This is a genomic window from Aliidiomarina shirensis (assembly GCF_003987345.1).
GTDB lineage: Bacteria > Pseudomonadota > Gammaproteobacteria > Enterobacterales > Alteromonadaceae > Aliidiomarina > Aliidiomarina shirensis.
Window position 1 is genome coordinate 181,642 of sequence record NZ_PIPP01000002.1, and the last position, 25,111, is coordinate 206,752.

At 44.8% G+C, this 25,111-nt stretch carries 20 protein-coding genes; 1 reads left to right on the plus strand and 19 read right to left on the minus strand.

Features of this window, described 5'->3' with window-relative positions; translation table 11 throughout:
• Positions 1-76: 76 nt before the first annotated feature.
• The 19 genes from CWE13_RS04910 to CWE13_RS05000 all read right to left on the minus strand — a co-directional run bounded on the left by CWE13_RS04910 (position 77) and on the right by CWE13_RS05000 (position 22,855).
• Positions 77-1,603, minus strand: a complete 1,527-nt coding sequence (locus tag CWE13_RS04910; RefSeq protein ID WP_198677895.1) for a capsule assembly Wzi family protein — start codon at positions 1,601-1,603, stop codon at positions 77-79.
• 1 nt (position 1,604) lies between these two features.
• On the minus strand, positions 1,605-4,208 hold the full coding sequence (locus tag CWE13_RS04915) for an SLBB domain-containing protein (RefSeq protein WP_241973636.1): 2,604 nt from the start codon (positions 4,206-4,208) through the stop codon (positions 1,605-1,607).
• Between the two features lie 64 nt (positions 4,209-4,272).
• Positions 4,273-5,397 (minus strand): undecaprenyl-phosphate alpha-N-acetylglucosaminyl 1-phosphate transferase, encoded by a 1,125-nt coding sequence (locus tag CWE13_RS04920; protein ID WP_241973651.1) that lies wholly within the window; start codon positions 5,395-5,397, stop codon positions 4,273-4,275.
• A 240-nt stretch (positions 5,398-5,637) separates the two neighbouring features.
• Entirely contained in the window at positions 5,638-6,873 is a 1,236-nt protein-coding gene (locus CWE13_RS04925) for a glycosyltransferase family 4 protein (RefSeq protein WP_198677896.1), read from the minus strand.
• On the minus strand, positions 6,863-8,017 hold the full coding sequence (wecB, locus tag CWE13_RS04930; protein ID WP_126806454.1) for a non-hydrolyzing UDP-N-acetylglucosamine 2-epimerase: 1,155 nt from the start codon (positions 8,015-8,017) through the stop codon (positions 6,863-6,865). Before wecB ends, CWE13_RS04925 begins: the two co-directional genes overlap by 11 nt.
• Positions 8,014-9,168, minus strand: a complete 1,155-nt coding sequence (gene wbjC / locus CWE13_RS04935; RefSeq protein ID WP_126806456.1) for a UDP-2-acetamido-2,6-beta-L-arabino-hexul-4-ose reductase — start codon at positions 9,166-9,168, stop codon at positions 8,014-8,016. The genes wecB and wbjC overlap by 4 nt, the downstream gene beginning before the upstream one ends.
• A 14-nt stretch (positions 9,169-9,182) precedes the next feature.
• A complete protein-coding gene (locus tag CWE13_RS04940) occupies positions 9,183-10,196 on the minus strand; it encodes a polysaccharide biosynthesis protein (RefSeq protein WP_275540845.1) in 1,014 nt (337 codons plus the stop codon).
• Positions 10,197-10,229: 33 nt separating this feature from the next.
• Positions 10,230-11,372, minus strand: coding sequence for a glycosyltransferase (locus CWE13_RS04945; protein ID WP_126806460.1), 1,143 nt, complete (start codon positions 11,370-11,372; stop codon positions 10,230-10,232).
• Between the two features lie 19 nt (positions 11,373-11,391).
• Positions 11,392-12,627 (minus strand): oligosaccharide repeat unit polymerase, encoded by a 1,236-nt coding sequence (wzy, locus tag CWE13_RS04950; protein ID WP_126806461.1) that lies wholly within the window; start codon positions 12,625-12,627, stop codon positions 11,392-11,394.
• Between the two features lie 76 nt (positions 12,628-12,703).
• Entirely contained in the window at positions 12,704-13,642 is a 939-nt protein-coding gene (locus tag CWE13_RS04955) for a phosphoribosyltransferase family protein (RefSeq protein WP_157980931.1), read from the minus strand.
• A 13-nt stretch (positions 13,643-13,655) separates the two neighbouring features.
• Positions 13,656-14,627, minus strand: coding sequence for a glycosyltransferase family 2 protein (locus tag CWE13_RS04960; protein WP_126806465.1), 972 nt, complete (start codon positions 14,625-14,627; stop codon positions 13,656-13,658).
• A gap of 106 nt (positions 14,628-14,733) precedes the next feature.
• The gene (locus tag CWE13_RS04965) at positions 14,734-16,179 is read right to left on the minus strand and encodes a lipopolysaccharide biosynthesis protein (RefSeq protein ID WP_126806467.1); all 1,446 of its coding nucleotides are present in this window, start codon (positions 16,177-16,179) and stop codon (positions 14,734-14,736) included.
• Positions 16,179-17,189, minus strand: a complete 1,011-nt coding sequence (locus CWE13_RS04970; protein ID WP_126806469.1) for an ATP-grasp domain-containing protein — start codon at positions 17,187-17,189, stop codon at positions 16,179-16,181. Before CWE13_RS04970 ends, CWE13_RS04965 begins: the two co-directional genes overlap by 1 nt.
• Entirely contained in the window at positions 17,186-18,079 is an 894-nt protein-coding gene (locus CWE13_RS04975) for a 1-aminocyclopropane-1-carboxylate deaminase/D-cysteine desulfhydrase (RefSeq protein WP_157980932.1), read from the minus strand. The genes CWE13_RS04970 and CWE13_RS04975 overlap by 4 nt, the downstream gene beginning before the upstream one ends.
• 2 nt (positions 18,080-18,081) lie before the next feature.
• Positions 18,082-18,846: a formyltransferase family protein gene (locus CWE13_RS04980; RefSeq protein WP_126806473.1), complete on the minus strand. Its 765-nt coding sequence runs from the start codon at positions 18,844-18,846 to the stop codon at positions 18,082-18,084.
• A gap of 3 nt (positions 18,847-18,849) precedes the next feature.
• On the minus strand, positions 18,850-19,938 hold the full coding sequence (locus CWE13_RS04985) for a DegT/DnrJ/EryC1/StrS family aminotransferase (RefSeq protein ID WP_126806474.1): 1,089 nt from the start codon (positions 19,936-19,938) through the stop codon (positions 18,850-18,852).
• On the minus strand, positions 19,935-20,816 hold the full coding sequence (gene rfbA, locus CWE13_RS04990) for a glucose-1-phosphate thymidylyltransferase RfbA (RefSeq protein WP_126806476.1): 882 nt from the start codon (positions 20,814-20,816) through the stop codon (positions 19,935-19,937). Before rfbA ends, CWE13_RS04985 begins: the two co-directional genes overlap by 4 nt.
• Positions 20,813-21,877 (minus strand): dTDP-glucose 4,6-dehydratase, encoded by a 1,065-nt coding sequence (gene rfbB, locus CWE13_RS04995; RefSeq protein WP_126806478.1) that lies wholly within the window; start codon positions 21,875-21,877, stop codon positions 20,813-20,815. The genes rfbA and rfbB overlap by 4 nt, the downstream gene beginning before the upstream one ends.
• 27 nt (positions 21,878-21,904) lie before the next feature.
• Complete coding sequence (locus tag CWE13_RS05000; RefSeq protein ID WP_126806480.1) at positions 21,905-22,855, minus strand: Wzz/FepE/Etk N-terminal domain-containing protein; 951 nt, start codon at positions 22,853-22,855, stop codon at positions 21,905-21,907.
• A 677-nt stretch (positions 22,856-23,532) separates the two neighbouring features.
• On the opposite strand from CWE13_RS05000, the gene CWE13_RS05005 reads away from it, so the two are divergent.
• The gene (locus CWE13_RS05005; protein WP_126807318.1) at positions 23,533-25,032 is read left to right on the plus strand and encodes an MBL fold metallo-hydrolase RNA specificity domain-containing protein; all 1,500 of its coding nucleotides are present in this window, start codon (positions 23,533-23,535) and stop codon (positions 25,030-25,032) included.
• The last annotated feature ends 79 nt before the right edge of the window (positions 25,033-25,111 follow it).

Below are 25,111 nucleotides of genomic sequence, written 5' to 3' on the forward strand. Positions count from 1 at the left end.
GGGGCTTTCTTGTATGTTGGGAACGCTTAAGTGCCAGAGAAACACCTCACTGACCCCATCTTCTTGGGCCCAATTTCTACCAGCGGATTTCCCAGTTTAGGAAGAGGTTGATATCAGATTCGTTGCGGTTGTTGCGGTAGGTATCTTCCCAAGCCTGAACGCCAGCGGTAAGGCGCCCGCTTCGAAAGGGTAAGTAAACACTTACATCGGCCTGTTGCCGCTTTGCAGTATGAGCAAAAAACTCACCAAATCGCTGTTGGCTTACCAAATCAGCCAACATGCCTTGCACATGTGGCTCATGGAAATACATGCTCTGATAATAGCCAGGTTCATAATTAATGCTGCGCAAACGCACATCAATACCAAACCCACTATTGGTAAATTGGCTATAACCCAGTGCCAAAGTTTCTTTTTGTTGATGCACTAGATGTTCGGCATATACCCGCGCATTAGTAATCCGCGAGCCTTGGTTGCTGGAGCCCTGGGTATTGGCGCCAAAAGCAAAACTATAATCCGCACCCAGCGTATGAAAGGTTTCATCATTACTACTTTGGTGAGTAATCAGCTCGCCATACAACGCCAATTGCCCATTCGCATCAAATAGGTTCAAATAGCTAGGCACAACAAACCGCGCATCAATGGCCGCATTTTTCGGCGTGGCACGCCCAGAAATAGCGTTCGCGCCTTCAAGATGAGAACCCGTAAAACGCGCTCCCAATTGCAGATTTTTATAAGGATTTGCGGTAACCCGGATTCCAAACGCTTCTTCTCGATGGCCGGGAACTAAGCTCCCCAGATATGTTGAGTTTGCATAGGCATCTGCAATCAGTTCGGCATCGCCCTGTTGCAACAAATCCGGCACACCAATCAAGCGCTCGCTACGGCCGACGTATGCCGTGGCACTCCATGGCCCTAACCAACTCAAAATAGGCAAGTTACTCGGTGCCGCACCAGCACGAGTAATACGCAACGATTGCAATGGCCGCGTTGAGCGCGTGTGCATGCCATCGTTTTCGTAGCTCGGCGACCACCAAGTATATAATTGATCCACCGAGAGCACCCAACTACCAAAGGTTTCCGTGGTAACTACAGTTGCAAGGTAGGTGCCGGCAAAACTTAAATCTTGTTTATCTTTGCGGCCAAAGCGCGTTTCTAAACCCGTACGCCAAGCCATTTGCAGCCGAAAGGCAGAATGTTCACTTTTCAGTTCTTGGGTAATTTCCAGCGCGCCTTTTTCATGCTGGCGTTGGCCAAAACCACGTTCCGCGCCGTTATTGCTTTGCCCGCTGATTTGCCCGCCGGTGTAGCCGCCTTGACGATGAAAATTCATCACGGCCATTACCTGCAGATAAGCATTTCGCTCATGTTCGCGAAGCGAACGAATATCCACATCGTTCAACACTTCAAGCAATGCACCCCACATCAGTGGGTAAGTACTTACCGAAAGATTAACAACGCCCGCATCGGCCAAAATTTGTAGGTTGTGGCGAACCTGTAAATCATCAGAATCAGCCCATGGTGTTGCTTGCGCAGGCGCTAAAACGTTTGCCACAAGCAAACTTAAGAAACCAATGTACCAGCCGATTCTATTCCCAGATGCCATATTAAATGCTGTTAACCGCAGCAAAGGCAACCGCCATTTGATACAGAATTTGCGTACTGGTAGCCCATAAATCGAGATTATCTTTATATGATGTATTCAGTGGCACTACAATCGTATCACCTGGCCGTAAAGCAACCTCGTTTGAGCTACTAAACCAACCCCGGCGTTGCGAATACGGCATCACCGAGCCATCGGCGCGCACAACGAAAATGCGCTTATCATCACCTCGGCGCTTAATACCACCCGTGCGCTCGATATAATCAATCACGCTCAAGCTATCATCGAAACGATAGGTTGAAGGCATTTGCACTTCACCAATAATAGAAACGGTGCGGCGCTGGCCGGGCACTACTAAACGATCGCCATCGCGTAATTCGATATCCCGCGAAGTATCACCACTTAAAATCTGTTTAAGATCAACAACCAAACGGCCTACCGGTTCAGCGCCACCTAAATCATTTAGTAACTGGTTCAGCTCGCCGTAATTGGTAACCCCACCCTCGGTTAAGCTAATGCTCGCCATTTCTTGACGCAATTCTTGGCTAAGTGCCGCTAAACGGGCGCGCTCTTGCTCGCGAATTTCTTCTCGCGTAAGCACTGCACCTTCAACAAACGCATATTCGGTAAGCCCACCTGCACGCTCAACCACGTTCTGTAGTGTTTCGCCACGGCGCACCGCATAAGTACCCGGGAAACGAACTTCACCCTCAAGCTCAACTTCAACCGTGTTGTACCATTCTGGGATTCGGAAAATATTCAATTGATCGCGAGCGCGAACTTCAATATTGGCATTACCCATCAGCGCATCGTAAAGGTTAAACGCTACATAATCTGTATTCGCCAACCCATCTTGCATTACCGTACGGGTAATCTCAGCGCGCGCTAAATGTGCAGAATCACGCAAACCACCAGCCGCAGCCACATAACCCGCAACCGAAGCATTTTCTGTCATTGGATATTCACCAGGGAAGCGCACTTCACCCGACACCCGCACAGTGCGGCCTGTTCCATCTACTTGGCCTTGAGTACGAACCCGAGCCAAAACCCGATCGAGAATCATTTTACGGGAGTTCTCATGATAAATTTTCAATTCATCTGCTTGTTCCCGCTGATTCTCCGGCTTCAAGCTATTTTCAAGCTCAAGCTCTTCCCGCTCTTCTTCTAATGCAGCAATTTCCTCGTCGGAAGCAAACCCAGCTTGAACGCGCTGGCTACTTTCTTGAAAACGCCCAAAAACAATAAGCTCATCGCGCGCTTGCAATAGTAGATTGTGTTCGGGATCACCGCGCATAGCCGAAGCTAAATCAATTTGGTAAAGGTTCACTTCAAAGGTTTCGGTATCTTCACGCACGATTAGCGCATAATTTAAATCAGCATCTGGCAAAACATCTTGCGTTGGGCTGCGTAAAATATCATTTACTCGCATGCCACGTTGCCATTCTACAGCGCCTTTACGTGACACCGCGCCTGTTACGGAAACCGCATTATCAAACACTTCGGCAATACGCGGAACATAAACCATATCACCATCGCGAAGCTGGTAATCGGCTTGGCGTTCGGCATTTAAACTCATTACCTGGCGCACACCTTCGCGAACCCCTTGGATACGCAATGACGCCATGTGCGCGGAAGCTGTTGTGCCACCAGCATAACGAACCGCATCGGTTAAGGTTTCGCCAGATTTTAATTCATAAAGTGCCGGCCGAATTACTTCGCCATCAATAGTTACGAGCGGGCCTCGGCTTGGAATAAACACGGCATCGCCCGGCTGCAACAATCTATCTTTACTGGCATCACCATTAATTAATAAATCATATAAATCGAATTCAACAATAGTTTCGCCAGCACGCTTTAACTGCACGTTTCGTAACGAAGCAATATCACTTACACCGCCGCTAGCCAACAAGGCTTGGCTGATTGTGGTTAATGAGCTTACGGTATAAGCACCGGGCTGGTGTGCTTCACCCAGCACAAAAATCTGCATGCTGCGCAATTCGCCCATAGAAACAGCCGCCTGCATACCAATCATGCGGGTGTTTACTTCGTTGCGAACAATTTCTTTCAATTCATCATAGGTTAAACCCGCTACTGTGAGCGGGCCTAAGCGTGGGATAGTTAACCGGCCTTCACGATCTACAATTAAGTTATGCGATAGCGATTCTTGGCCATACAACTGCACTAAAATTGAATCGCCGGCACCGATTCGATAGTTGCCGGGCACTGGGGCATTGTTTACTGGTGCAAAGGTGGTGGGTTGAGCGGCAAAGATAGAATAACCAAAAGGCTTCAGTTCTTTATCTTTCTTTGCTTTTTCTTCATCTTCTTCTTCCTCACGACCATTCGCATCTTGCTGCATGCCATCGCGCGGACGTAACGTTTCTGGCTCTGGCTGACTGGCTCGAGCCGAAGCACCTTGGCGCTCCAGCATGCTGAGATCGATGCCATATTGGCGCGCTAACGCTTCTTGTTGCGCACGAGGGAGCCGTTTGAACTGTTCGATTTGGGCTTCAGTAAGCTCTTGTGAATAAACAGGCGCTGAGAATGAGGTAAAAATACTGGTAGCCAGTAAAATCGCGATTCCTGTAGATATAATGCCCTGTTTCACTAAATTATCCCCGCTTACTATTTTTTAATTATTTTGGCAGTTTACTGTTCTGGCAGTAGCCCGATTATTCTCGGTGTTTAAGCTTTTTTTCGATTTGCATCCATCTGCGAAACCAAACCACTAACCGCCACGAGAATTTTAGGCAGAATAAGTAGAGAACGAAAACTGAAAGATAGATAAGCAGAATAACCACATCTGCCACTTTAAAGTACTCTAACAGAATACCCACCGCGGCCCAAAAACACGCCGATGCAAAAATGATTACCAACGCTTCGCGGGGGCTAAAACCTGCACGCATAAATATATGATGTAAATGATTTCTATCCGGCCGCAACGGGCTTTGCCCTTTCATCATGCGACGCACCATAATGCCTACCATATCCATAATTGGGATGGTTACCAACCAAAGCGCGGTTACAGCACGAATGGGCTCACGCGTATCGCTAATAGTGAACATGTTGCCGAATTTTAAAACGTATTCTTTGCTCATTTCTGGCGAGAGCATGATGGCGATCAACCATATTGATAGCAAACCAATAAACATTGAGCCCGCATCGCCCATAAAAATTTGATCTACGCGCGAGCCGGTTTTTTGTAAGTTTCGATACAGGAATGGTATGAGCGCGAAAACCGCTACGAGCGAGAAGAATAATGCTTCGGGGTGACCATAGATCACTGAAAGTACCGCGATACCACCAAAGGTAACAAGTGCAATACTACCTAGTAATCCATCGATACCATCGATCATGTTGTAGGCGTTCATTGCCACCATGATCGCGAAAATAGTGAAGGGAACCGAGAATACGCCTAACTCAACTTCGCCCAAGTTGAGTAAGTTGCCTAACGAATTAATTTCAACGCCAGCCCCTACTACAAGGATACCGGACGCAATAATCTGCACAACAATGCGAGTGAGAACGGGGAGATCGAAGCGGTCGTCGATGATGCCAGTAGCAACAATAATGGATGTTGCCAGCATGGTGGCGAGTAAAACCCCGCTAAAGGCCACGCCAAAGCACCAGACGATAAAAACCGTGATGTAAATGCTTAAACCGCCAGTTAATGGCACTTCACCCATGTGCGCTTTGCGCGAACAAGGTTTATCAGTGAGGCCAACCGATCTTGCAACCGGTATCATTACTGAACTCACCACACCAAACAACATGGCAGTGACAAGCCCAAGCACCATTATTTCCACAAACAACTCCTAAAAACGATAACTCAGCCAACGATCCCTGTGGCCTCGGCGCTGCAAATTCACAGCAGGTAACAGAAACCGAAACAGCATGATTATAAACTAAAAAGTTAAGAAATACGTAACTCAAGCGCTACGCTAATTTTTAGTATTCAGAATATGATCATTATCCTATCACAATTGTTGTTTGCTGGAATTAAATTAAGCGTAAATTTTAGCGTATATAGTTGTCGCTCAGCCTCCCGTTCGCGCTAAAATCTGTTGTGCAATTGATTCTACCGAAAACTCATCGCGTAAAAGCTGTAGCCCATTGATGCCCTGCTCTTTTCTGAGTTCGGAACTATCTAATAATTGCTCTGCCGCACGGTAAAGTTCTTCATCATCGCCATTTAAGCGCACAAAGCCTGCACCCATGCCATTTAATAGCGGCATTAAATCATTATCCTTATTCACGCTACCCAAAATCGGCTTCGCATGAGCCATATAGCCTAAGAGCTTGCCCGGGAAGTTATGCGTGGTGTGGTTCTTCGATAAGGTAAACAACCCAACATCTACTTCGCTTAATAAGCTATCGAACGCTGCCTGTTGAATAGATGGGAGGTAGGTGAAATTCTGCAAATCCCAATCTCGGGCAAGTTTTTTAACCAATTCCACTTCATCACCGGCACCAACAAAGAGAAAATGCGCTTCACTGCGGTGCCTTAGGCTTCGTGCCAGCCGCATTAGATTCGCCATATCCTGAGCAACGCCAATGTTGCCGCCGTAAAAGAAAATCACTTTGTTTTCTAAGTTCAACTTGGCACGAACACTAACATGCTTTTCAGGCGCTATTTTTTCACCAATAGCCGCCCAGTTCCGCAGAACTTCTACCGTAGCCGATGTGTTATGGGATGCTTTGAAAAGCGCCAAGTTGTTTTCCGACATTACTCCGATGGTATCGGCTGCTCGATACGTTTGCGCTTCAAAATAACGAAAATACTTTTCAATCGGAGAGCCGGCCCGAATTATCTTTTCATCAATCGCCCACTGCGGGAAAAAATCACGCAAAATTAGGTAAGTTTTGCACTTGTGCTGCGCTTTCAGCTTTTTAACTAAAGGCCCCCAAAATATCGAAGGCGAATAATAAACAACCGCATCAATATCTTGCTTTTTTAACTTTGAGTTTATGCCACGCCAAGCCCGCCATGAAAGCACCGTTTCGTTCAGTGCTCTGCGCACTTTTCCGGCACCTTTCAATTTACCCGTTTTAAAGCGCAGAACTTGTACGCCCTCAAAAACTTCAAGCGTAGAAGCGGTATTCAAGGAAGGCTCTGGTGTTACCACAATAACGTTATGGCCCATGCGAATGAGCTCTTGTGCTAACTCATGGCACATTTTCGCCGCTACTTTAGAACTTGATGGGAGATAATCATCGACCAGAAGCAATATTCGCTGTTTATTTGCTACGTCACTGTTCGATTTACCAATCATAACGACTAAATGAATCCATGTTTTTCCAATGATTTGTAAGTTTCGCGGTGCCTGTAATCAGGCGCACTACTCGTTCGGATGTGTTTCGAATTTTATATTCCGCTGGGATTTCGCGTTCGGTTCCAGAAAATACCTCACGTGAAGCTGTGGCAATGCGCACACCCTCGATTAAAGTATCTTTATCTAGGCCCGTTAACGCTATTGCACCGGTATCCAGAGCCTCAGGACGCTCAATCGAACGGCGTAATGTAACCGCAGGGAAATCTAGAATAGATGATTCTTCACTAATAGTGCCGCTATCGGAAATAGCGCAGAACGCATCCATCTGTAGTTTATTGTAATCAAAGAAGCCGAATGGCTTTAAGAAGCGAATACCATCGCTAACTTTATCTAACCCAAGCTTCTCTAACCGATTACGGGTGCGCGGATGGGTTGATACTACTACCGGATAGCCATAGGCTTCATGTAAGGCATTCAGCGCTTCAACTACTTTTCCTAAGTTTTCTTTACTATCTACGTTTTCTTCGCGATGCACGCTCACGATGAAGAATTTACCCGCTTCAAGCTGCAACTCTTCCAGTACTTTGGAAGCATGAATTGATGGCAGAACATGCTCCAACACTTCACGCATTGGTGAACCGGTAAGATAAATAAATCGGTGTGATAGCCCTTCACTAATCAAATGGCGGCGAGCATGTTCGGTGTAAACCAAGTTGAAATCGGCTAGGTGATCGACCAGTTTCCGGTTGATTTCTTCCGGTACATTGGCATCGAAACTGCGATTTCCGGCTTCCATGTGATAGGTAGGAATCTTCATGCGCTTGGCCATAATAGTGGCTGTAGCGCTGTTGGTATCACCCAAAACTAAAACGGCATCTGGCTTTTCTTCTAGAATCACCTGCTCAGTTTTAATTAATATTTCACCTAAACTTCTGCCTAGGCTGGAGGTATCAACATTCAAAAAGTGATCGGGCTGACGCACACCCAGCTCTTCAAAAAACACATCATTTAATTCGTAATCGTAGTTCTGCCCAGTATGCACAATTTTATGATCTACAACCTGATCAAGAGCTGCCATTACGCGTGATAAACGAATAATTTCTGGACGCGTGCCCAGAATTGTCATTACTTTTAATTTTTTCATTCTGTTCCCACTGGAGATGTATAGGTATCGGGCTTTTCTCGATCAAATATTTCATTTGCCCACAACATAACAATCATTTCTTGATCGCCTACGTTGGTTATATCGTGGCTCCAGCCCGGAGCGGTTTCAACAATCTCGGGGCTATCACCATCCGTGAACAGCTCATAGAATTCACCGGTAACCATGTGGCGGAATCGGAAACATGCCTTCCCTTTGATGACTAGGAACTTCTCGGTTTTACTGTGATGGTAGTGGCCACCTCGGGTAATCCCCGGATGCGCGGTAAAAAATGAAAACTGCCCTGCATCTGGTGTTTTCAGCATTTCCACAAACACACCGCGCTCATCACCGTACTTGGGAACTGTGTAAGTGAACAATTCCGGAGGTAAATAGCTGATATAAGTTGAGTATAGCTTGCGGGTAAAGCCTGTTCCTACTCGCGCACTAATCAGCGTATTTCGGCTTTCTTTAAACCCACGCAGCTCTTCCGCAATGCTGCCTACCGTTGCTTGATACACAGGCTCAATTGATTGAACGCCGGTTGCCGGTAGCGCGCCTACCCCTGAAACCGATTCTAAGGCTGCTTTCGCCGTGTTCACTAGCTCAGCAACAACATCGTCAACATAAACGAGTTTCACTTCCGCTTCGGTGTTATGAATTTCTATCGGGATATCGCGAATGATATTGTGGCAAAACGTAGCCACCATCGAGTTATAATTTGGCTTACACCATTTTCCGAATACATTCGCCAATCGATAAACGTATACCGGCGATCCGGTTTCTGCCTGTAGCTTTAGTAATATATCTTCGGCGGCCTTCTTACTCTCGCCGTATGGATTGGCGCGCTCGGCCTGAATTGAAGAGCTATATAAAATGGGAATTTGCTTGCCATTTTTTTCTACGATGGCGCGAACGGCCGCAACCAATGATTGCGTTAATTCTGTATTGCCTTCAGTGAACTCATCGTCATGCTGTGGGCGATTAACCCCGGCAAGATGTATCACTGCGTCGGCTTCGCTCACAAGACCCTGCAGCTCCTGGATATCGTTATCTCGCGTAAACGTAGTAACCTCTACGTTATCGAGTTCACCCAGGTAAACTAAGAGATTCTTGCCTACAAATCCATTTGCACCGGTAACTAATAATTTCATTCAATAAACCTTTGTTAACCTTCTGGGTGAATATAATCACCAGCGGCAAAAGCCCGCATAAACTCAAGTTTCAGGAGAAGCTTTTTCATACCTTCGATATCTAAACGCTCAGTATTGTGTGAGTTGTAATCTTCAACGCTAGAAATTGATATATCGCCTTCCTCAACAAACTTGGCGTAGTTCAAATCGCGGAGATCTGGCGGAATTCGGTAATACTCACCCATATCTTCGGCACACACCATTTCTTCGCGTGATAGTAACGCTTCATATAGCTTTTCGCCATGGCGCGTACCCATCACCTGAACTGGGTAATCTTGTTTATCGACCATTTCCAAAATAGCTTTGGTGAGCGTTTCGATAGTGGCGGCGGGCGCTTTTTGCACAAATATATCGCCATTGGTACCGTGCTCGAATGCGTAGAGCACGAGATCCACGGCGTCGTCTAAGGTCATCATGAATCGAGTCATGTTCGGATCGGTAATGGTAATCGGCTTACCAGCGCGAATCTGATCTACAAAAAGCGGAATAACAGAGCCACGAGATGCCATTACATTGCCATACCGCGTACCGCAAATAATGGTGTTGTTTTCATCGATATTTCGAGATTTAGCCACCATAACTTTTTCCATCATGGCTTTCGAAATACCCATGGCATTGATTGGGTACACAGCTTTATCGGTGCTTAAGCACACAACGCGCTTAACACCGTTACGGATAGCCGCTTCTAAAACGTTTTCCGTGCCTAGCACATTAGTTTTTACTGCTTCCATGGGGTGAAACTCGCACGAAGGCACTTGCTTAAGTGCGGCTGCGTGGTAGATAAAATCAACACCGCGAGTAGCTGTTAATACACTTGAGAAATCGCGCACATCACCTAGATAGAACTTTAATTTCGGATGATTGTAAGCCTTACGCATATCATCTTGCTTTTTTTCATCACGGCTAAAAATTCGGATTTCGCTAATGTCCGTATCTAGGAATCGCTTCAGTACGGCATTACCGAAGGAGCCTGTGCCCCCCGTTATCATCAGAGTTTTTCCAAGAAAATTCATCTGTCCTCTCTATCTTTCATGGCGCTTATTAGTAAACATATTCACATTATCCAGAATTGCGTCTTCATTGGAAAACTTTTCTTTTGCCCAGTTCAAAACACCCGCTCGCATAGCCAAGCGTTGTGCCGGGGGCATTTCGGCTAATTCATCAATAATCTGTACGTATTTGTTCTCTTCATGGAGCGGTATATCCCAGCCGAGGCCCAAGGATTCAAGGTTTCTCCATGGTGTGCAATCGGAAACAAGAATCGGTAACCCTGCGGAAAGTGCCTCAACAATAACATGCCCGTAGTTCTCGCCGAATGTAGGAAAGAAGAACAAATCATAGCCGCTAAGTGTAGCCACCACCTGCTCAGGGTTTAAGTTCCCGCAATGCTTCACCTTAATCTGTTTCGGCATTTGCTCTATCGCAGCACAACATTCAGACCAATATGCCTTGTCTTCAATTGGCCCATAAATATCGAAAACAATACTCTTTTGCGATAACGCCAGTAGCTTCAACGCCCCCAGTAAATTCTTTTTTTCCGAAATCCGGGATAAAAATACGATCCGCAAATTACCATCATTGGCCGTGCCGTGCGCTTCGCCGAAGCGGTTATCGGAAATATTCCCAGCTAACACTACATCGGCCTTCTTGCCAATTACCTTAGCGATATCATCACGCTCAGAAGGCGATGTTGCCTGCCAGTTAACCTTGCTGTGAATACGCAAAAATCGGGAAGCTTTAATAAAAAAATTCTTTTTGGCCGCTTTAATTTTGAGCGCACCTTCAGAAAACTCTCCCCTTGGCGCCAAAATCACCCGTTTACCAAACAATTTCGAGAGTAATACCGGAAAAATTGCGAACCTAGCGGCAAAAAATGAATTAATGTAAATTACATCCCAATCCGAACTGCGTAGCGTTCTGAATATCTGTAGCCAGCCCTGCATGCCGTTAGCGCAATAAAATACGTTCATCCCATCCACTTGATTCCACGCGCCTATTTCAACCGATTCGTACGGTTGGGTATCACCCAAATCGCGATCACTAGTAATGATGTGGTATTCGAGTTCAGGAGAACTTGATCTGTGAACCAAGTTCTTAATCGATTTAATTGGCCCGCCCCCTTTAAAACCGGGAACAAAGTATGGTGCGAATACTAAAATCTTCATAGTGAACTCTTCGGAATGCTCATGCGGTATCCGCTTGCTTTGATGGCAATAGCGACATAAGAATATGCATACAAAACATAATGATAGCTAAGATAAGTAAAGCCTGAATATAATTTATAAAAGCATTTATCCAACCGAAGCAAATCAGTTTTAAGATTGAAATCCATGTTAATAATCGTAACTTTCCGGACGGGTCAATGAAATTCGAAAGCAAAATGGCAATAACCATCAGCAGAATCGAGAAAATAACGATGAGAAAACCGGAAACACCGTATGCAAAGGCATAGCCAAACAAGCCAATGTGCGAATTCCAGCCCTCTACATTATTGATGTGAAACGCCAGCATTGATTGTGGCGAATCAACAAGATCACGAGTAACGATGGTTCGCGAACCTATAGTGTTGAAAATCCAGTTTGTATTGAAGAAATCAATTACGTGAAGCTCTGTTGATACGTATAAGCTTCTAAAATTCTCCATTAAGTAGCTCAGGTTGGCAACAACCTGAAACCGCTCAAACGATTGAATAAGGTATGTGTGGTATGTATTTAAGAGGTTCGATCCTAATAGCGATTTCACACTTTCAAAAAAACTGGTCCCCGATACATACTGCATAATCACAGCATTTTTGAGGATCCGAACAAACGGATATACCGCCAGCCCGAGGGCCGTTAGGAAAATGACTTTGAGCTTAAAAGATAACTGTTCGCGGTTACTACTACAGTAAATATAGAGAACAAATAAGGTGAGCAGTTGGCCCGTTTGCCCTGCGATCAGGCAGTAGGCAACATAGAATGCCACGATTAGATAATACAGCGGGCCTCGGATATTTGAGTAAATAAAAATATAGGCCAAAACCAGTACTGCAGGCTGCAGGAGTGCGTAGAGCTGCCGGGCGCTTTGATTTTCATTGTTATTTGCCAAATCACCCAAGCCGGCAACACCGATTTGATAAAAAATGGCGCTATAAAATCCAAACGCTAAAACCAATAATGCGGGGTACGATAGTTTCTGATAATCGAGTGAAATCGAAGGTATCTTGATACTATTGATAAGTGGATACAATACCTTCAATGTGAAGAAAAATGTAAACAAAACCAATAGAATAGCCACAAAAATACTACTGATACTAGCGGAATATTCGTAGCCGAAATCGCCACCTAGTACGCCGCCCAAACTTATAAAGAGGACGCCGCAGTAGACATTAAAAAACACATACAACGCGAGTATGTATTTTCGCGAAAAATCATTTTCCATTAAAAAACCTGATGGCCTGATGCTGCTGAATGATTTTATTGGTACGAAACCGGAATATGCACAACATAATGTGGGCTTACTTGTTGATAAGCTTTCGTAGTGGCACGAGTAGCTTATTTGGAACTATTCTTTTTATCGTTGTTTTAATAACATTTACTGACCCAACCCTCATTTGATAAGTCACTCCTGGTTGGATCATTTCATTTGTGTCCACGCAATAAACTGGCTTATTCGCTATTTTTGCGATTTCGATACTTTGCCGATAATCGCTCTCGATAAAGAGCTCGGTTGCTGAGTTTTTATAAAATAAGCCTTTGTGCTCAGCGTGATTATTCTGTTCTTGCCTTACTTGCATATTTGGCAAATCCAACATAATCAAATGATCATACTGGACACCTACCTTTTCCAGCCATTTTTCTGTTTCTCCGCGATATTTCTCTAAACGGCTCGTTACAACTGCATGTACTTTTCGCGAAGGTATATTCAACGGCAGAGCTGAGTTAATGAAGGATAAGTATTTTTCACCATCATCGTTTGCTTCGTTATCAGGATCGAGACACAACACGCCATCAATATCGAAACATGAATTGGTAATCACCTCGTGATGGAAAATATTCCACTCAAATACCCGAGGAAAAGGCACGGTTTCAAAAAAGAATGACACGTCGCTTCTTCGTTTAATATCTGAATATATCGCGCACGTTTGTATTCGAGAACGCAGCGCTTCAGGCACGAGCGCCAAATCTTTCTTCAGTGATTGCCCGGAAGCGATACTATCATCAACAACAAGAATTCTATTTGCTTCTTGAGGTAGTTTAATGGCCTTAGAAACATTGCGGGTGTACCCAGATTTAAGTGGGGTATTGTTCACAAATGAGAGCAGATCGGTGCAAGGTAAATTCAATCTAAGTGCAATCATATAGGCAGGAATCATCCCACTTCTGGGAAGGCCAACTATCAAATCAAATTTTTGCTCATGGATTCTGTTCAGATTCGCAGAAACTACACTCGCCATATCCGCATACGTTCTAAAGTTCATATTTTTTCCGTTTAATATTCAACAACATCATCTTTATAGGTAATTTTAATAACTGTATAAAATCGTTCAGCGAACCAAACTTTAACGCGCCTTTCGCAGCAGGTAGATAATAGAAATAAAAGATGGAGGTAAGCGCACCTCTCGTTTCTTTTTGCAGAATTAACTCACTTAAAAATGCTACCGATTTAACCATTTCGATCTGATATCGATAGATTTTCTGCCGATTAGATTTTTGTGATTGTGTCCACGAACCAGCCGCATTTCTTCGATAAACACTGGTAACTTCTGGAACAAAAGCGCAGTTTGCATCTACTGAACATAGCACTTGAATGAAGTAATCACTCACTATGAAACGATCAGAGTGCGCCATGTACACATCTAGGCTCGATTTTCTGCACATCATAGAGGCGGTGGCAACGCCAGCTCCCCTTAACCGGATAATATCGTTTAAACGAATACTGCTGCCGCTCACATTATCTAATAGCGTTAGCTGTTCACCTGTATCTTCATTGAGCTCAAGTGATTTCGTTACACACAACGACGCTTTCTGCGCTAGGCAGGCTTCGAGCTGCTTCTCTGCCTTGAACTCGTCAACCCAATAATCATCAGCTTCACAAAACGCTACAAATTCGCCATTGCAATGCTCTATTGCGATTGGGAATATTTTTTTACCTTTACTAAATTGATTCTCGTTCTGCGATATAAAATTAATGATGCTTGGGAACCGAGCTTTATAGCCCTCAATAATCGCTTTTGTACCATCTGTAGAGCAATCATCATGCACAAGGATCTCAAATCGATACTTACATTTTTGCGCTAAAAGGCTCTCTAAGGCGCCAGCGATATACTCAACCTGATTAAAGGAAATACAAATAAAACTGACATAGATTTTATCAGAGTACTTCCAAAATGATGTTACATCGCTTTCACTTTTTGGTGCTGAGAGCATGTTCACGTTCATATTAATTTTACAGCCTTGAATTCATTGTTGTTCTAACACAAAAGCACAGCTAAGTGCGGCGATTTTCGCTTCATTTTCACTTGCAAGCGCAAAACCAACCGAGCGCTTATTTCGCGCTACTGCGAGTTTGTTGAACATAGTTTACCAGCACGTTGAAGGCGGATCTTTTTAAAATAAAGAGCAAAGCGACATACATCACGCAAGCAATAAGCGCCGCAGAAATCAGAAGTAATATGCCGCTCATGTTCAAACTCTGTACCGTTTGATAGCTCACGGCTACCGCCACCAGTGCAATCAAAAGTGTTGGTAGAAAATCTTTAACTTGCTCAATTATCCCATACCCTAAAAGCTTACTCGAGAAATAGCTGTTCGGTATGTAATTTACTACAGAGGTGGCAATTTGACCGATAATAATGGCGTGAATCCCGTATTGATAGGTTGCTAGCAGCACGGCCCCATTCACTAATTTCTTAATTATTTCTAGGTATAAAAATAGATCGGAACGGCCTTTAACTTTTAAAATATTTAAGTTAATTGAATGCAGAGGCATCATTAACGCAGCCGCACAAAGCAACTGAAAGTATGGAACCGCCGGCCACCATTTCGCAGGTAGTATCAGCTCAAAGATGTGCTGCGCAAACGCGGCGATAAAGATAACCATCGGAAACATGGCTAACGTCATGAGGATAACAATTTTCTTGTACGCGAGTTTCAATCGTGGCGCATCATTTTGTACTGAGGAAAGCGCTGGATAAGTAACGGATTGAATGGCAACAATCAATTGCTGAACAATTAGATCTCTAATCTTTGTTGCGAAAAAATATAAGCCCGCGGCCGATGCTGAGAATGCTTTAGCAATTACGATTACATATAGGTTCTGGAAAACGGTATCGAGCATTCCGGATAAAAAAAGCTTATATCCGAAGTTATACATAGCCTTCGCTGATTTCCAGCTGAACTGCATGGTGGGGCGCCAGGCTTCAATTCTCCACAGTAATGCAGTGTGAAGAAATGCGTTTAATAGCGTATGCCCAACGAGTGCCCAAACACCCCAACCTAAATAGGCGAGGTAAATAGCAATCGCGCCCGAGATGATACTAGCTGGGAAACTTGCTTTTAATTGGGCTTTGAAATTCAGCTTTCTAGATAGGCTGGCAACTTGCACAACCTGGAACGACATGATGATAACCGAAAGCGAGGCTACTCTTATTAGTTCAACCAGCCTAGGTTCATCGTAGAACGAAGCAATGGAAGGGGCTACGAGTGCTAGGATTATGTAGGAAAATAATCCCAGCGCTAAATTAGCATAGAAAGCAGTTGTGTAATCTTCTTGCGTGATTTTTTCGAGGCGGATAAGCGCTTCCCGAAACCCCGATTCCATGAGTGAGCTGCCCAGCGCGATGAAAACCGCCATCATCGCTACGAGCCCAAAATCCTCGGGAACCAGAAACCTCGCAAGCAATAGCGTTACGAGTATGCCTATTCCTCGGCGAGCAAATTGCTCACAGAGGTTCCATAAAATTCCCGTGGACGTTTTTAGGCTGAGGGACATTAATTTGGCGCTTTAAGAAGGCTTATGCTTTTAACACCAGTGCAACCGAATTCCACAGCGGGCAAATGTGGCGTTTTCCCTAACGCCATGGCAATTAGCGCCGCAGGGAAATCAGCGCCGGCAAGATGACTAAAGGGATAACCGCCACCAAAGCGAGCGTTCATTTCTAAAACAAATAGTTCACCCTTACTATTTTCTAAAACATCAACATCCATATTGCCTACGTGCTTAAAGTGCGAAGCTAGGGTGCTTCCTAATTGCTCAAGCCGAGCATCATCCACTATGGTTGCCATATCAGTTTCGCCAGAGCGCATGGCTTCTTTTTGTTTTGCTATGGTTTGGAGGTGGTTCCCGGCAAGATCATTAAATATATCGAGGCCGAACTCTTTACCCGCAATAAACTCTTGAATCACAATCGCTTTTGCAATCTCTTCACGGCTCAGAATACTTAAATAGCTTTGCTCTATTTGCCGTTTACCATACTCATAGAAAAACTCTAAATCTTTGCGGGTATCTACTTTAAAAATAGATAGCGAGCCCATTCCCCAACGTGGTTTGATAATCAGTGGGAAACTCAAAGTACCGGCTTCTAATTCCGCGATTACAGCACCAAGCTCATTAAAGGTACGCGGCGTATTTATGTTCTTGCTAGTAAGAAACTGCCAGGTTTTCCATTTATCGTTGCTAACATCAATAACCCACGGTTCGCTCACCACTAAGTTGATACCCGCTGCAGTAAACTGGCTTTTTGCCTCGGATAGATAGGGTAAATCTATATCAAAAAGAGAAACTACCAAGGTAACGTTTTCTAATTTGCAGATCTCGAGAATGCGAGGAATGTATTCTTCCGAATCAACTCGAGGGACGGTATAACCCTTATCTGCGGAAATCATTCCACTGGTAAGCGATTCGCTATTGGCAGCTATTACTTTGCCCCCGTCTGGGAGTGCATTTTTAAAATAATCGACTAAATAGCTTCGGCGCCCAACGCTGGTAAGAAGTACGTTCATTTAATTAGTTCCTGAGTGTGCTCAAAGAGGTTAATTAATCCCCCTGTATGCCAAAATAAAACTTTGCTGCCTGGGGCAATTCGGCCGTTATCAATCATTTGTTTTAAGCCGTGGAGTGCTTTTCCGGTATAAGTAGGGTCGGTGATTAACCCGTGCTTGCGGGCAAAGTATTTAATAGTCGCGAATAACTCTGGCGATGTAGAGCCGTAGCCATCGCCTATCCAGTCGTCTGCAAACTCTATTTTATCATCACCAACTACCTCGAAGCCGAGATACTGACTTAAACTATCGCAGCTTTCTCGTAGCACCTGTTCACCGCGTGCTCGCTGCCTGGCTACGGAAACGCCCAACACTTGCGAATGCGGTAAAAGTTGATTGAACCCGACAATTAAACCTGCCTGCGTTCCACCAGTACCCGATGCGTGCACAATAAAATCAGGCTGAAAATCTCTGTTCGCTTGTACAAATTCATGTGCGGCATCGTAGTATGCGAGGTATCCAGGCAAGCCGTGCCCACCACCATAAACGTAGTATGGGTGCTTACCTTCTGTTCGAAACCTCTGCATTTCGGCGTCCATCACCGGGCCCACTTGCTCCAATGTGGTAAACACTAAGCGTGCGCCCGACATTTTCATGAGCAGTAAATTGCCTTTCGAATAATCTTCGTTGTCGTGCACAACGATTGTGCATTCCCAGCCTTGCTCTGCACACGCTAATGCCGCCACTTTTGCATGGTTACTATTGGCTGCGCCGGCGGTGACAATTGCGTTCGCGTTCTGTTCGATGGCATCTTTGAGGAAATAGCTGAACTTACGGCGTTTACTGCCACCGGCATCGTAACTGGCATCAAATACTGCACGGATGCTCACATCTGCGTATGAAAAATCCATCTTCATATCGTTACTCGTAGAAAAACCTTTTGACCGGCAATCATGGTATAGGCGGGTTCGTAGCCAGGGAAATCGAAAGCTCGAATGGTGCGTAACGCTTTCTCGCTGCCAAGTTCAGAAAATGCTACTTCACGAAGCCCCTCGAGGCTGCCTTTGGAATAGTAAGCTGGCTTTGCATCAGCGGGGGCTACTTCATGGGATATCTTATCAAAGCCCCGCTCGAGGCCTTCAGACACCACGCTCTTGAGGCCATCCAATAGTGACGCCTGAACTTTTTGGTGGAGTGAGAATGCATTATCTTCTGCCGCAATATCGCAAATACAGCGCTTAATAAGTGCCCCGGTATCTATACCTAAATCGATCCAGTGAATTGAACCACCCCCGATCTTGTTGCCTGAGAGCAACATGTGATTCACGCTATACAGGCCGCCAAAATCGGGTAAAAGACCGCCATGAAGGTTTATTATTCCGTTCTCAAACACTGATAAATGATTTTCTTTAAGAATCCGTGAAAACCTTGCCGTGATGCCAACAACCGGTTTCTCGGAGAGCTTTGCGCAATAAGCTTCCAATTCATTTAGCTTGATTACGGGAATATTTTGCGATGCTGCGTACTCGTACAGCATCGGAGTTTCTGGCCAAGGATCGAGATTTTTAGCGTTGTAGTTTTCACAAACTACAAACGGAACATTTATCGATTCAAAAGATTGCAAAAACTGCAGAATCTTAGTGGCTAGTGGTAGTTCACCAAAGATAACTATATTCATAATTTACTCATTCAAGAACGGTAATACATGCTCATCGATATCTAGATCGCAATACAGTGGCAGACATAAAATTCGTTTTGCGATGCTTTGCGAGTTCTTGGTTTCTCCAGATACCTTGAAGTTCTGGTTACTAACTTGATCTAATGATGGATAAAAGTATCTTCGCGCAACAACACCGTTTGCTTTCAACGAATCTTGAAAGGCGAGCGCTTTTTCCTCGCTTTCAAAAACGGTAGGGAAATAAGCATAGTTATAGGAAATATCACTATTTAGCGCTTGTAGTTGATACTTATCAGCCAACGCACTCTCGTAACGATGCCAAATTTCTTTTCGTGAGCTGATATTTCTTTCCATTTCATCAAGTACACACAAGCCCATAGCCGCTTGGAACTCGTTCATCTTGGCATTAATGCCCTGCTCATCAATTACTTCTGGGCTAGCAATACCAAAATTAATCATTTTCTTCGCACGTTCGAGATCAGCTTTATGCTTGAAAACGATAGCGCCACCTTCCACTGTATGGAAAAGTTTTGTCGCGTGAAAACTCAATGTTGCGGCATCACCATAATTTAAAACACTTTGGCCTTTGTGTTTTACGCCGAATGCATGCGAGGCATCGTAAATCACTTTCAACGAGTGCTTCTCAGCTATCGCATCAATGGCTTCTACTTCACACGTATTACCAAATACATGCACGGGAACGATGGCGCGAGTGCGTGGGGTGATTGCGGCTTCCACTAATGTTGGATCGAGGCACCATGTTTTCGCATCGATATCCACCAGCACCGGTTCGATATTATCCCACTTCAGCGAACTTGCCGTTGCAATGAACGTAAAGGGCGTAGAAATAGCTTCTGCCGGCTCACCGTTTATAGGTTCGTTAATACCCAGCGCACGGTAAGCTACTTGCAGTGCTAACGTACCATTGGATACAAGAAGCAGATTTTCCACACCTAAGTAGGCTTCTAACCGGCGCGTAAGCTCCTGCATCAACGGGCCATTATTTGTTAACCACGCATTTTCATAAATACTATCAATGTACTTTTGTAGCTTTTCACGATTCGGTAAATAAGGCTTTGATACAGGTATCATTTTGAATCTTCCAATATCTCTAATAAGTAGCGGCCATAACCATTTTTCTTTAACTCGTTTGCTTGTTCTAGAAGTTTTGTACTAGTTAGCCAACCTTTATAAAAAGCAATTTCTTCTAAGCATGCTATTTTGTAGCCTTGCCTTTTTTCTATGGTTTCTACGAATTGCGCTGCTTCTAAAAGGCTTTCGTGTGTTCCCGTATCGAGCCACGCAAAGCCGCGGCCAAGCAATTCTACGTTTAAGTTACCTTGTTCGAGGTAGGCTCGGTTCACATCGGTAATTTCAAGCTCGCCGCGTTCTGAAGGCTCGACACCTTTGGCTATTTTAACTACCGAATTATCGTAGAAATATAGCCCAGTAACCGCATAATGCGATTTCGGTTTCTGCGGCTTCTCTTCGATAGAAATTACTTTGTGGTTCGCATCGAATTCAACAACGCCAAAGCGTTCAGGGTCTTTCACTTGATAACCAAAAACGGTTGCGCCGCCCTGCTTTTCCGTTCTCTTCACGGCTTCTACAAGCTTGGAGGTAAAGCCTGGCCCATAATAAATGTTATCGCCTAAAACTAAGCAAACACTATCATCACCGATAAAATCTTCACCAATAATAAACGCTTGTGCCAACCCATCAGGGCTTGGTTGCTCAGCATACGTGAGCTGAATACCAAACCGGGAGCCATCACCGAGCAATTTCTGAAAGTTTGGAAGGTCGTCGGGCGTAGAGATAATTAAAATTTCATGAATACCCGCTAGCATTAAAACCGATAGTGGGTAATAAATCATGGGTTTATCATAGATTGGTAGTAACTGTTTCGATACACCCATAGTAATAGGGTATAAACGTGTACCCGAGCCACCTGCTAATACAATTCCCTTCATGAACTTGCTCCTAAACGCTCTCGTTGATAACTGCCATCTTGTACTCGTTTACACCACTCTTGATTCTCGAGGTACCACTGAACGGTTTTCTTTAATCCAGTTTCAAAGCTTTCTTCAGGTACCCAGCCAAGTTCGCGCTCAATTTTTCCAGCATCGATCGCGTAGCGAACATCATGGCCAGGCCTATCCTGCACAAACGTAATCAGCTCTTCATAGTGCGATATGTTTTGCGGCTTCTGCGGAACCAGCTCTTCCAACAAGAGGCAAATGGTTTTTACTACTTCAATATTCTGCTTCTCATTGTGTCCGCCGATGTTGTAGGTTTCGCCTACTTTCCCTTCTTTTATTACTTTAAGGAGGGCACGGGCGTGATCTTCTACGTACAACCAATCTCTAATTTGAGTGCCTTGACCATATACAGGTAATGATTTGCCTTCGAGCGCATTCAAAATCATTAAGGGCACAAGTTTCTCAGGGAAATGGTAGGGGCCGTAATTATTCGAGCAATTGGTGACGATAGTTGGCAGGTTATATGTTCGTTGCCACGCTCTCACCAGATGATCTGAGCTTGCTTTGCTTGCCGAATAGGGCGAGCTTGGCGCATAAGGCGTGGTTTCCGTGAATAAGCTATCCGTACCTTCTAAATCACCGAAAACTTCATCGGTTGATATGTGATGAAAGCGAAATGCTGCTTGTTTCGTTTCATTCAAGCCTTTCCAGTACTTGCGTGCTACTTCCAGCAAGGTATAGGTGCCAACAATATTGGTATGAATAAACGCTGCCGGACCATCGATTGAACGATCCACATGGCTTTCGGCTGCTAAATGCATTACCGCATCCGGTTGATGCAGCTCGAATACGTGTTCGAGTGCCGAGTGATCACAAATATCAACCTGTTCAAAAATATATCGTTCGCTATCGGCGATGTCAGATACATTTTCTAGATTTCCAGCATAAGTGAGTTTATCAACGTTGATCACTGTATCATTGGAGTGTTGAATTATTTCTCGAACAACTGCCGAACCGATAAAACCGGCGCCACCTGTAACTAAAATTTTCATTTTAATCTAATCCGCGTTATCAAATTTTTATTTAGAGAGCGTTTCTTCTTTTGTTCGAAATGCGTTACGAATTAACACAATGAACAGGGATAAAAGACCACCAAAGAAGGTACCAACAATCGCGATAATCGCTCTTGAAGGGCGTGCTTTCTCTTCTGGAGCTACTGCTGGATCAATAACTCTAAATACATATTCAGGCCGCACGTTGGCGAGCATGATAGTTTGCGTTTGTTGCTCGAGTAATGCTGAATATACCTGCTGGGTATTTGTTAATCGAGCACGTTCCAGTTCTCGCTCAATATATGAAATGCTGCGTTGAGCTTCTTCAATATCTCTTCTACGCATTTCATTATTGATATCTTCGATCAACCATTCTATCCATTGTTTTGCGATCACTGGCGATTGGTGTTCGATTCTTACTGAAACGATTCCTGTTGTTGTATCTTGGGTAACACTGAGTAGATCGCGAAAGGCCTTCACATACTCCCAAGCCGAAGGAACGGATTGTTGTGGTGGCTCAACTTCCCGCACCCATTCTCCTGTGCTGGTATCGTAGATTTCAGGGTCGTAGCGCAGTTCGCCGGTGTGATATACCCATTCTTGAACAGCCATCAAATCCTTTAACACATCTCGTCTTTGTACGAACTCTGTAATAAATGCGCGGGATTTTAGAATTTCTTGCGCCATTTGGGCGTTATCCACTTCGCCTACAGGCATACTGAAGCCTGCCAGAGATGCTAATCCACCAAGTTGCCCTGACATAGCACTTAAGCTGTTGCCTTGGCTTTCCTTTGTTGGGGCTAGCTTTGCTTCGGCTTGATAAACATTCGGTAAACTAAGGGCATACATAACCGAAATAACCGCAAATACAAATGTAACCGCGATTATTATCCATTTCCCAGCCCAAATAATTCGAAATAGTTCCCGCAAATCGATTTCATTGCCAGAAGCTTTATTTGCTTGTTGATGTTGGCTCATAATGACACTTTCTCTCTTTATTTTTGCGCTATGCTTTTAGCTTGCTGCTATTAAGCACGCTACCGCCCCTAGGTTCTGGGCCCTACATCCCTGCTGTAACTCAACATTGATAATTATGCGATTTGAGGCTTGTGGTTTGCGGATACTGGCCACGGAGACAAGCTTACTCAGTATCCTCATTATTGCTTTTATACTGCAATTAATTTCGTTTTTATTTTTTGAATTGTGCCCCACAGAATTAGCAGCAGAGTGTAGCGCATTCGGGTACTGTTTGTCATAACCAGCTATTAAATTTATTGTAATATACAGTGCTCTGAGGTGGGTACTTTCGTTTGAAACACGTGAGAAAATATGGGTATTTTCCACCGATATATTGGAAATACATGTACTACCGATGAGCGCTTTCATTTGTTTGGGATTTGCGCTCTGCCAAAGCATGTACGCAATTGCTGACAAAAATTCAGCGATATCTTCTATTGATTTTATTCTTCGTCTTCCATAAATTTTGTTGTTGTACTTTAAAAACCTAATTGAATCATGAAGATAATGAGGGAATCGACATGGGTAACGGAAGCGTGGATCTAGCCGGCAAGGTAGCACACGATGAGAATGGAATGGCGGATACATGGGTTGGTGAGCGGCTGAATCCTGACATGGATAATTCGAAAAGCGCTAAGATCGAAATCATTCACCACGGGGCGGCCAGCGGTGTTACTGGTTCGTGCCATGAACTGGTGGTTTCTGAAGATGTTTCGGTTCTGATTGATATTGGTTTATTTCAAGGAGCGGAAACATCGGGTTCTGAGGGGGCTCGTGGCGGTTCTAACGAAAACAATCAGGCTATCGATTTTTCTATTGAGCGTGTGAAAGCATTGATTATCACTCACTGCCACATCGACCATGTTGGCCGCTTGCCGTGGTTACTGATTGCTGGCTTTCGTGGGCCGATATTTTGTACCCGAGCTACTGCGCATTTGTTACCGATGGTGATCGAAGATGCGCTAAAAGTTGGCATGACGCGCAATCGCGAGGTCATTCAAGGTGTGCTTGGCACTTTAGCGAGCATGCTTACACCGGCTGATTTCGATGATTGGGTGCAAGTACTGCCAGAGCTAAAAGTGCGCTTCCGCCAAGCCGGCCACATACTTGGTTCCGCCTACGTTGAATGCCAGAAAATGGGGTCGTTGTCCCGAAGCTCTGGCACTTTAGCGAGTGCTCTCCCTACAAAAGCCATTGATTACCCAGAAGTAAATAAGGTGCCAGAGCTTCACCTCACTGACCCCAACTTCTTGGTGGTGTTTTCCGGAGATTTAGGGTGTAAGAACTCGCCGCTGCTGCCTGACCCAACGCCACTCGAACGTGCCGACATGTTGGTACTTGAATCCACTTATGGCGATAAGAATCATGAAAATCGTAGTGAGCGCCAAGCACGCTTAAAGCGGGTTGTTGAGCGCTGTGTTAAAGATCGTGGTGCCGTGCTTATTCCTGCTTTTAGCATTGGGCGCACGCAAGAACTGCTTTATGAACTCGAAGATATTATTTTCGAATGTAAATCTAGGGAAGGCGCCAGAGAAGGTAATATCTGGCAGGACATTATCGTTATTGTCGATTCCCCCATGGCTGCGGAATTTACGCGACAATACAGAAAGATGCGCGATTTATGGGATGCCGAAGCGCTAGGCCGCGTTGCCGACGATCGCCACCCTCTCAATTTCAAACGTATGCATATTGTTGATACACATGCTGAGCACCACCGCTTGGTAAACTATCTGAAGAGCACGGGAGAGCCCTGCATTGTAATCGCCGCGAGCGGCATGTGCACCGGCGGGCGCATGGTAAATTACCTTCGCGCATTGCTTCCAGATCCGCGCACCGATGTGCTTTTCGTTGGCTATCAAGCCGCTGGCACGCCCGGCCGCGATATTCAAACATACGGGCCTGGGGGCGGTTACGTTGAACTCGAAGGCCAGCGCATCTGGATAAAAGCCCAAATTCATACATTGGGTGGCTACTCTGCTCATGCGGATCAGCAAGAACTCATTGATTTCATCGCTAACGCAGAGCAAGTAAAGCACGTGCGCTTAGTTCACGGCGATGCCAATGTACAACGGGAGTTTCGTGGTGTTTTGCAACATCGCTTCCCAAACATGAAGATAGATTGCGCCTGCGACCAATAAATTGGGGTCAGTGAGGCAAAGCTATGGCACTTAAAAAAATTTATTCTCAACACGAACTTAAGTGCCATAGAACAGGGAC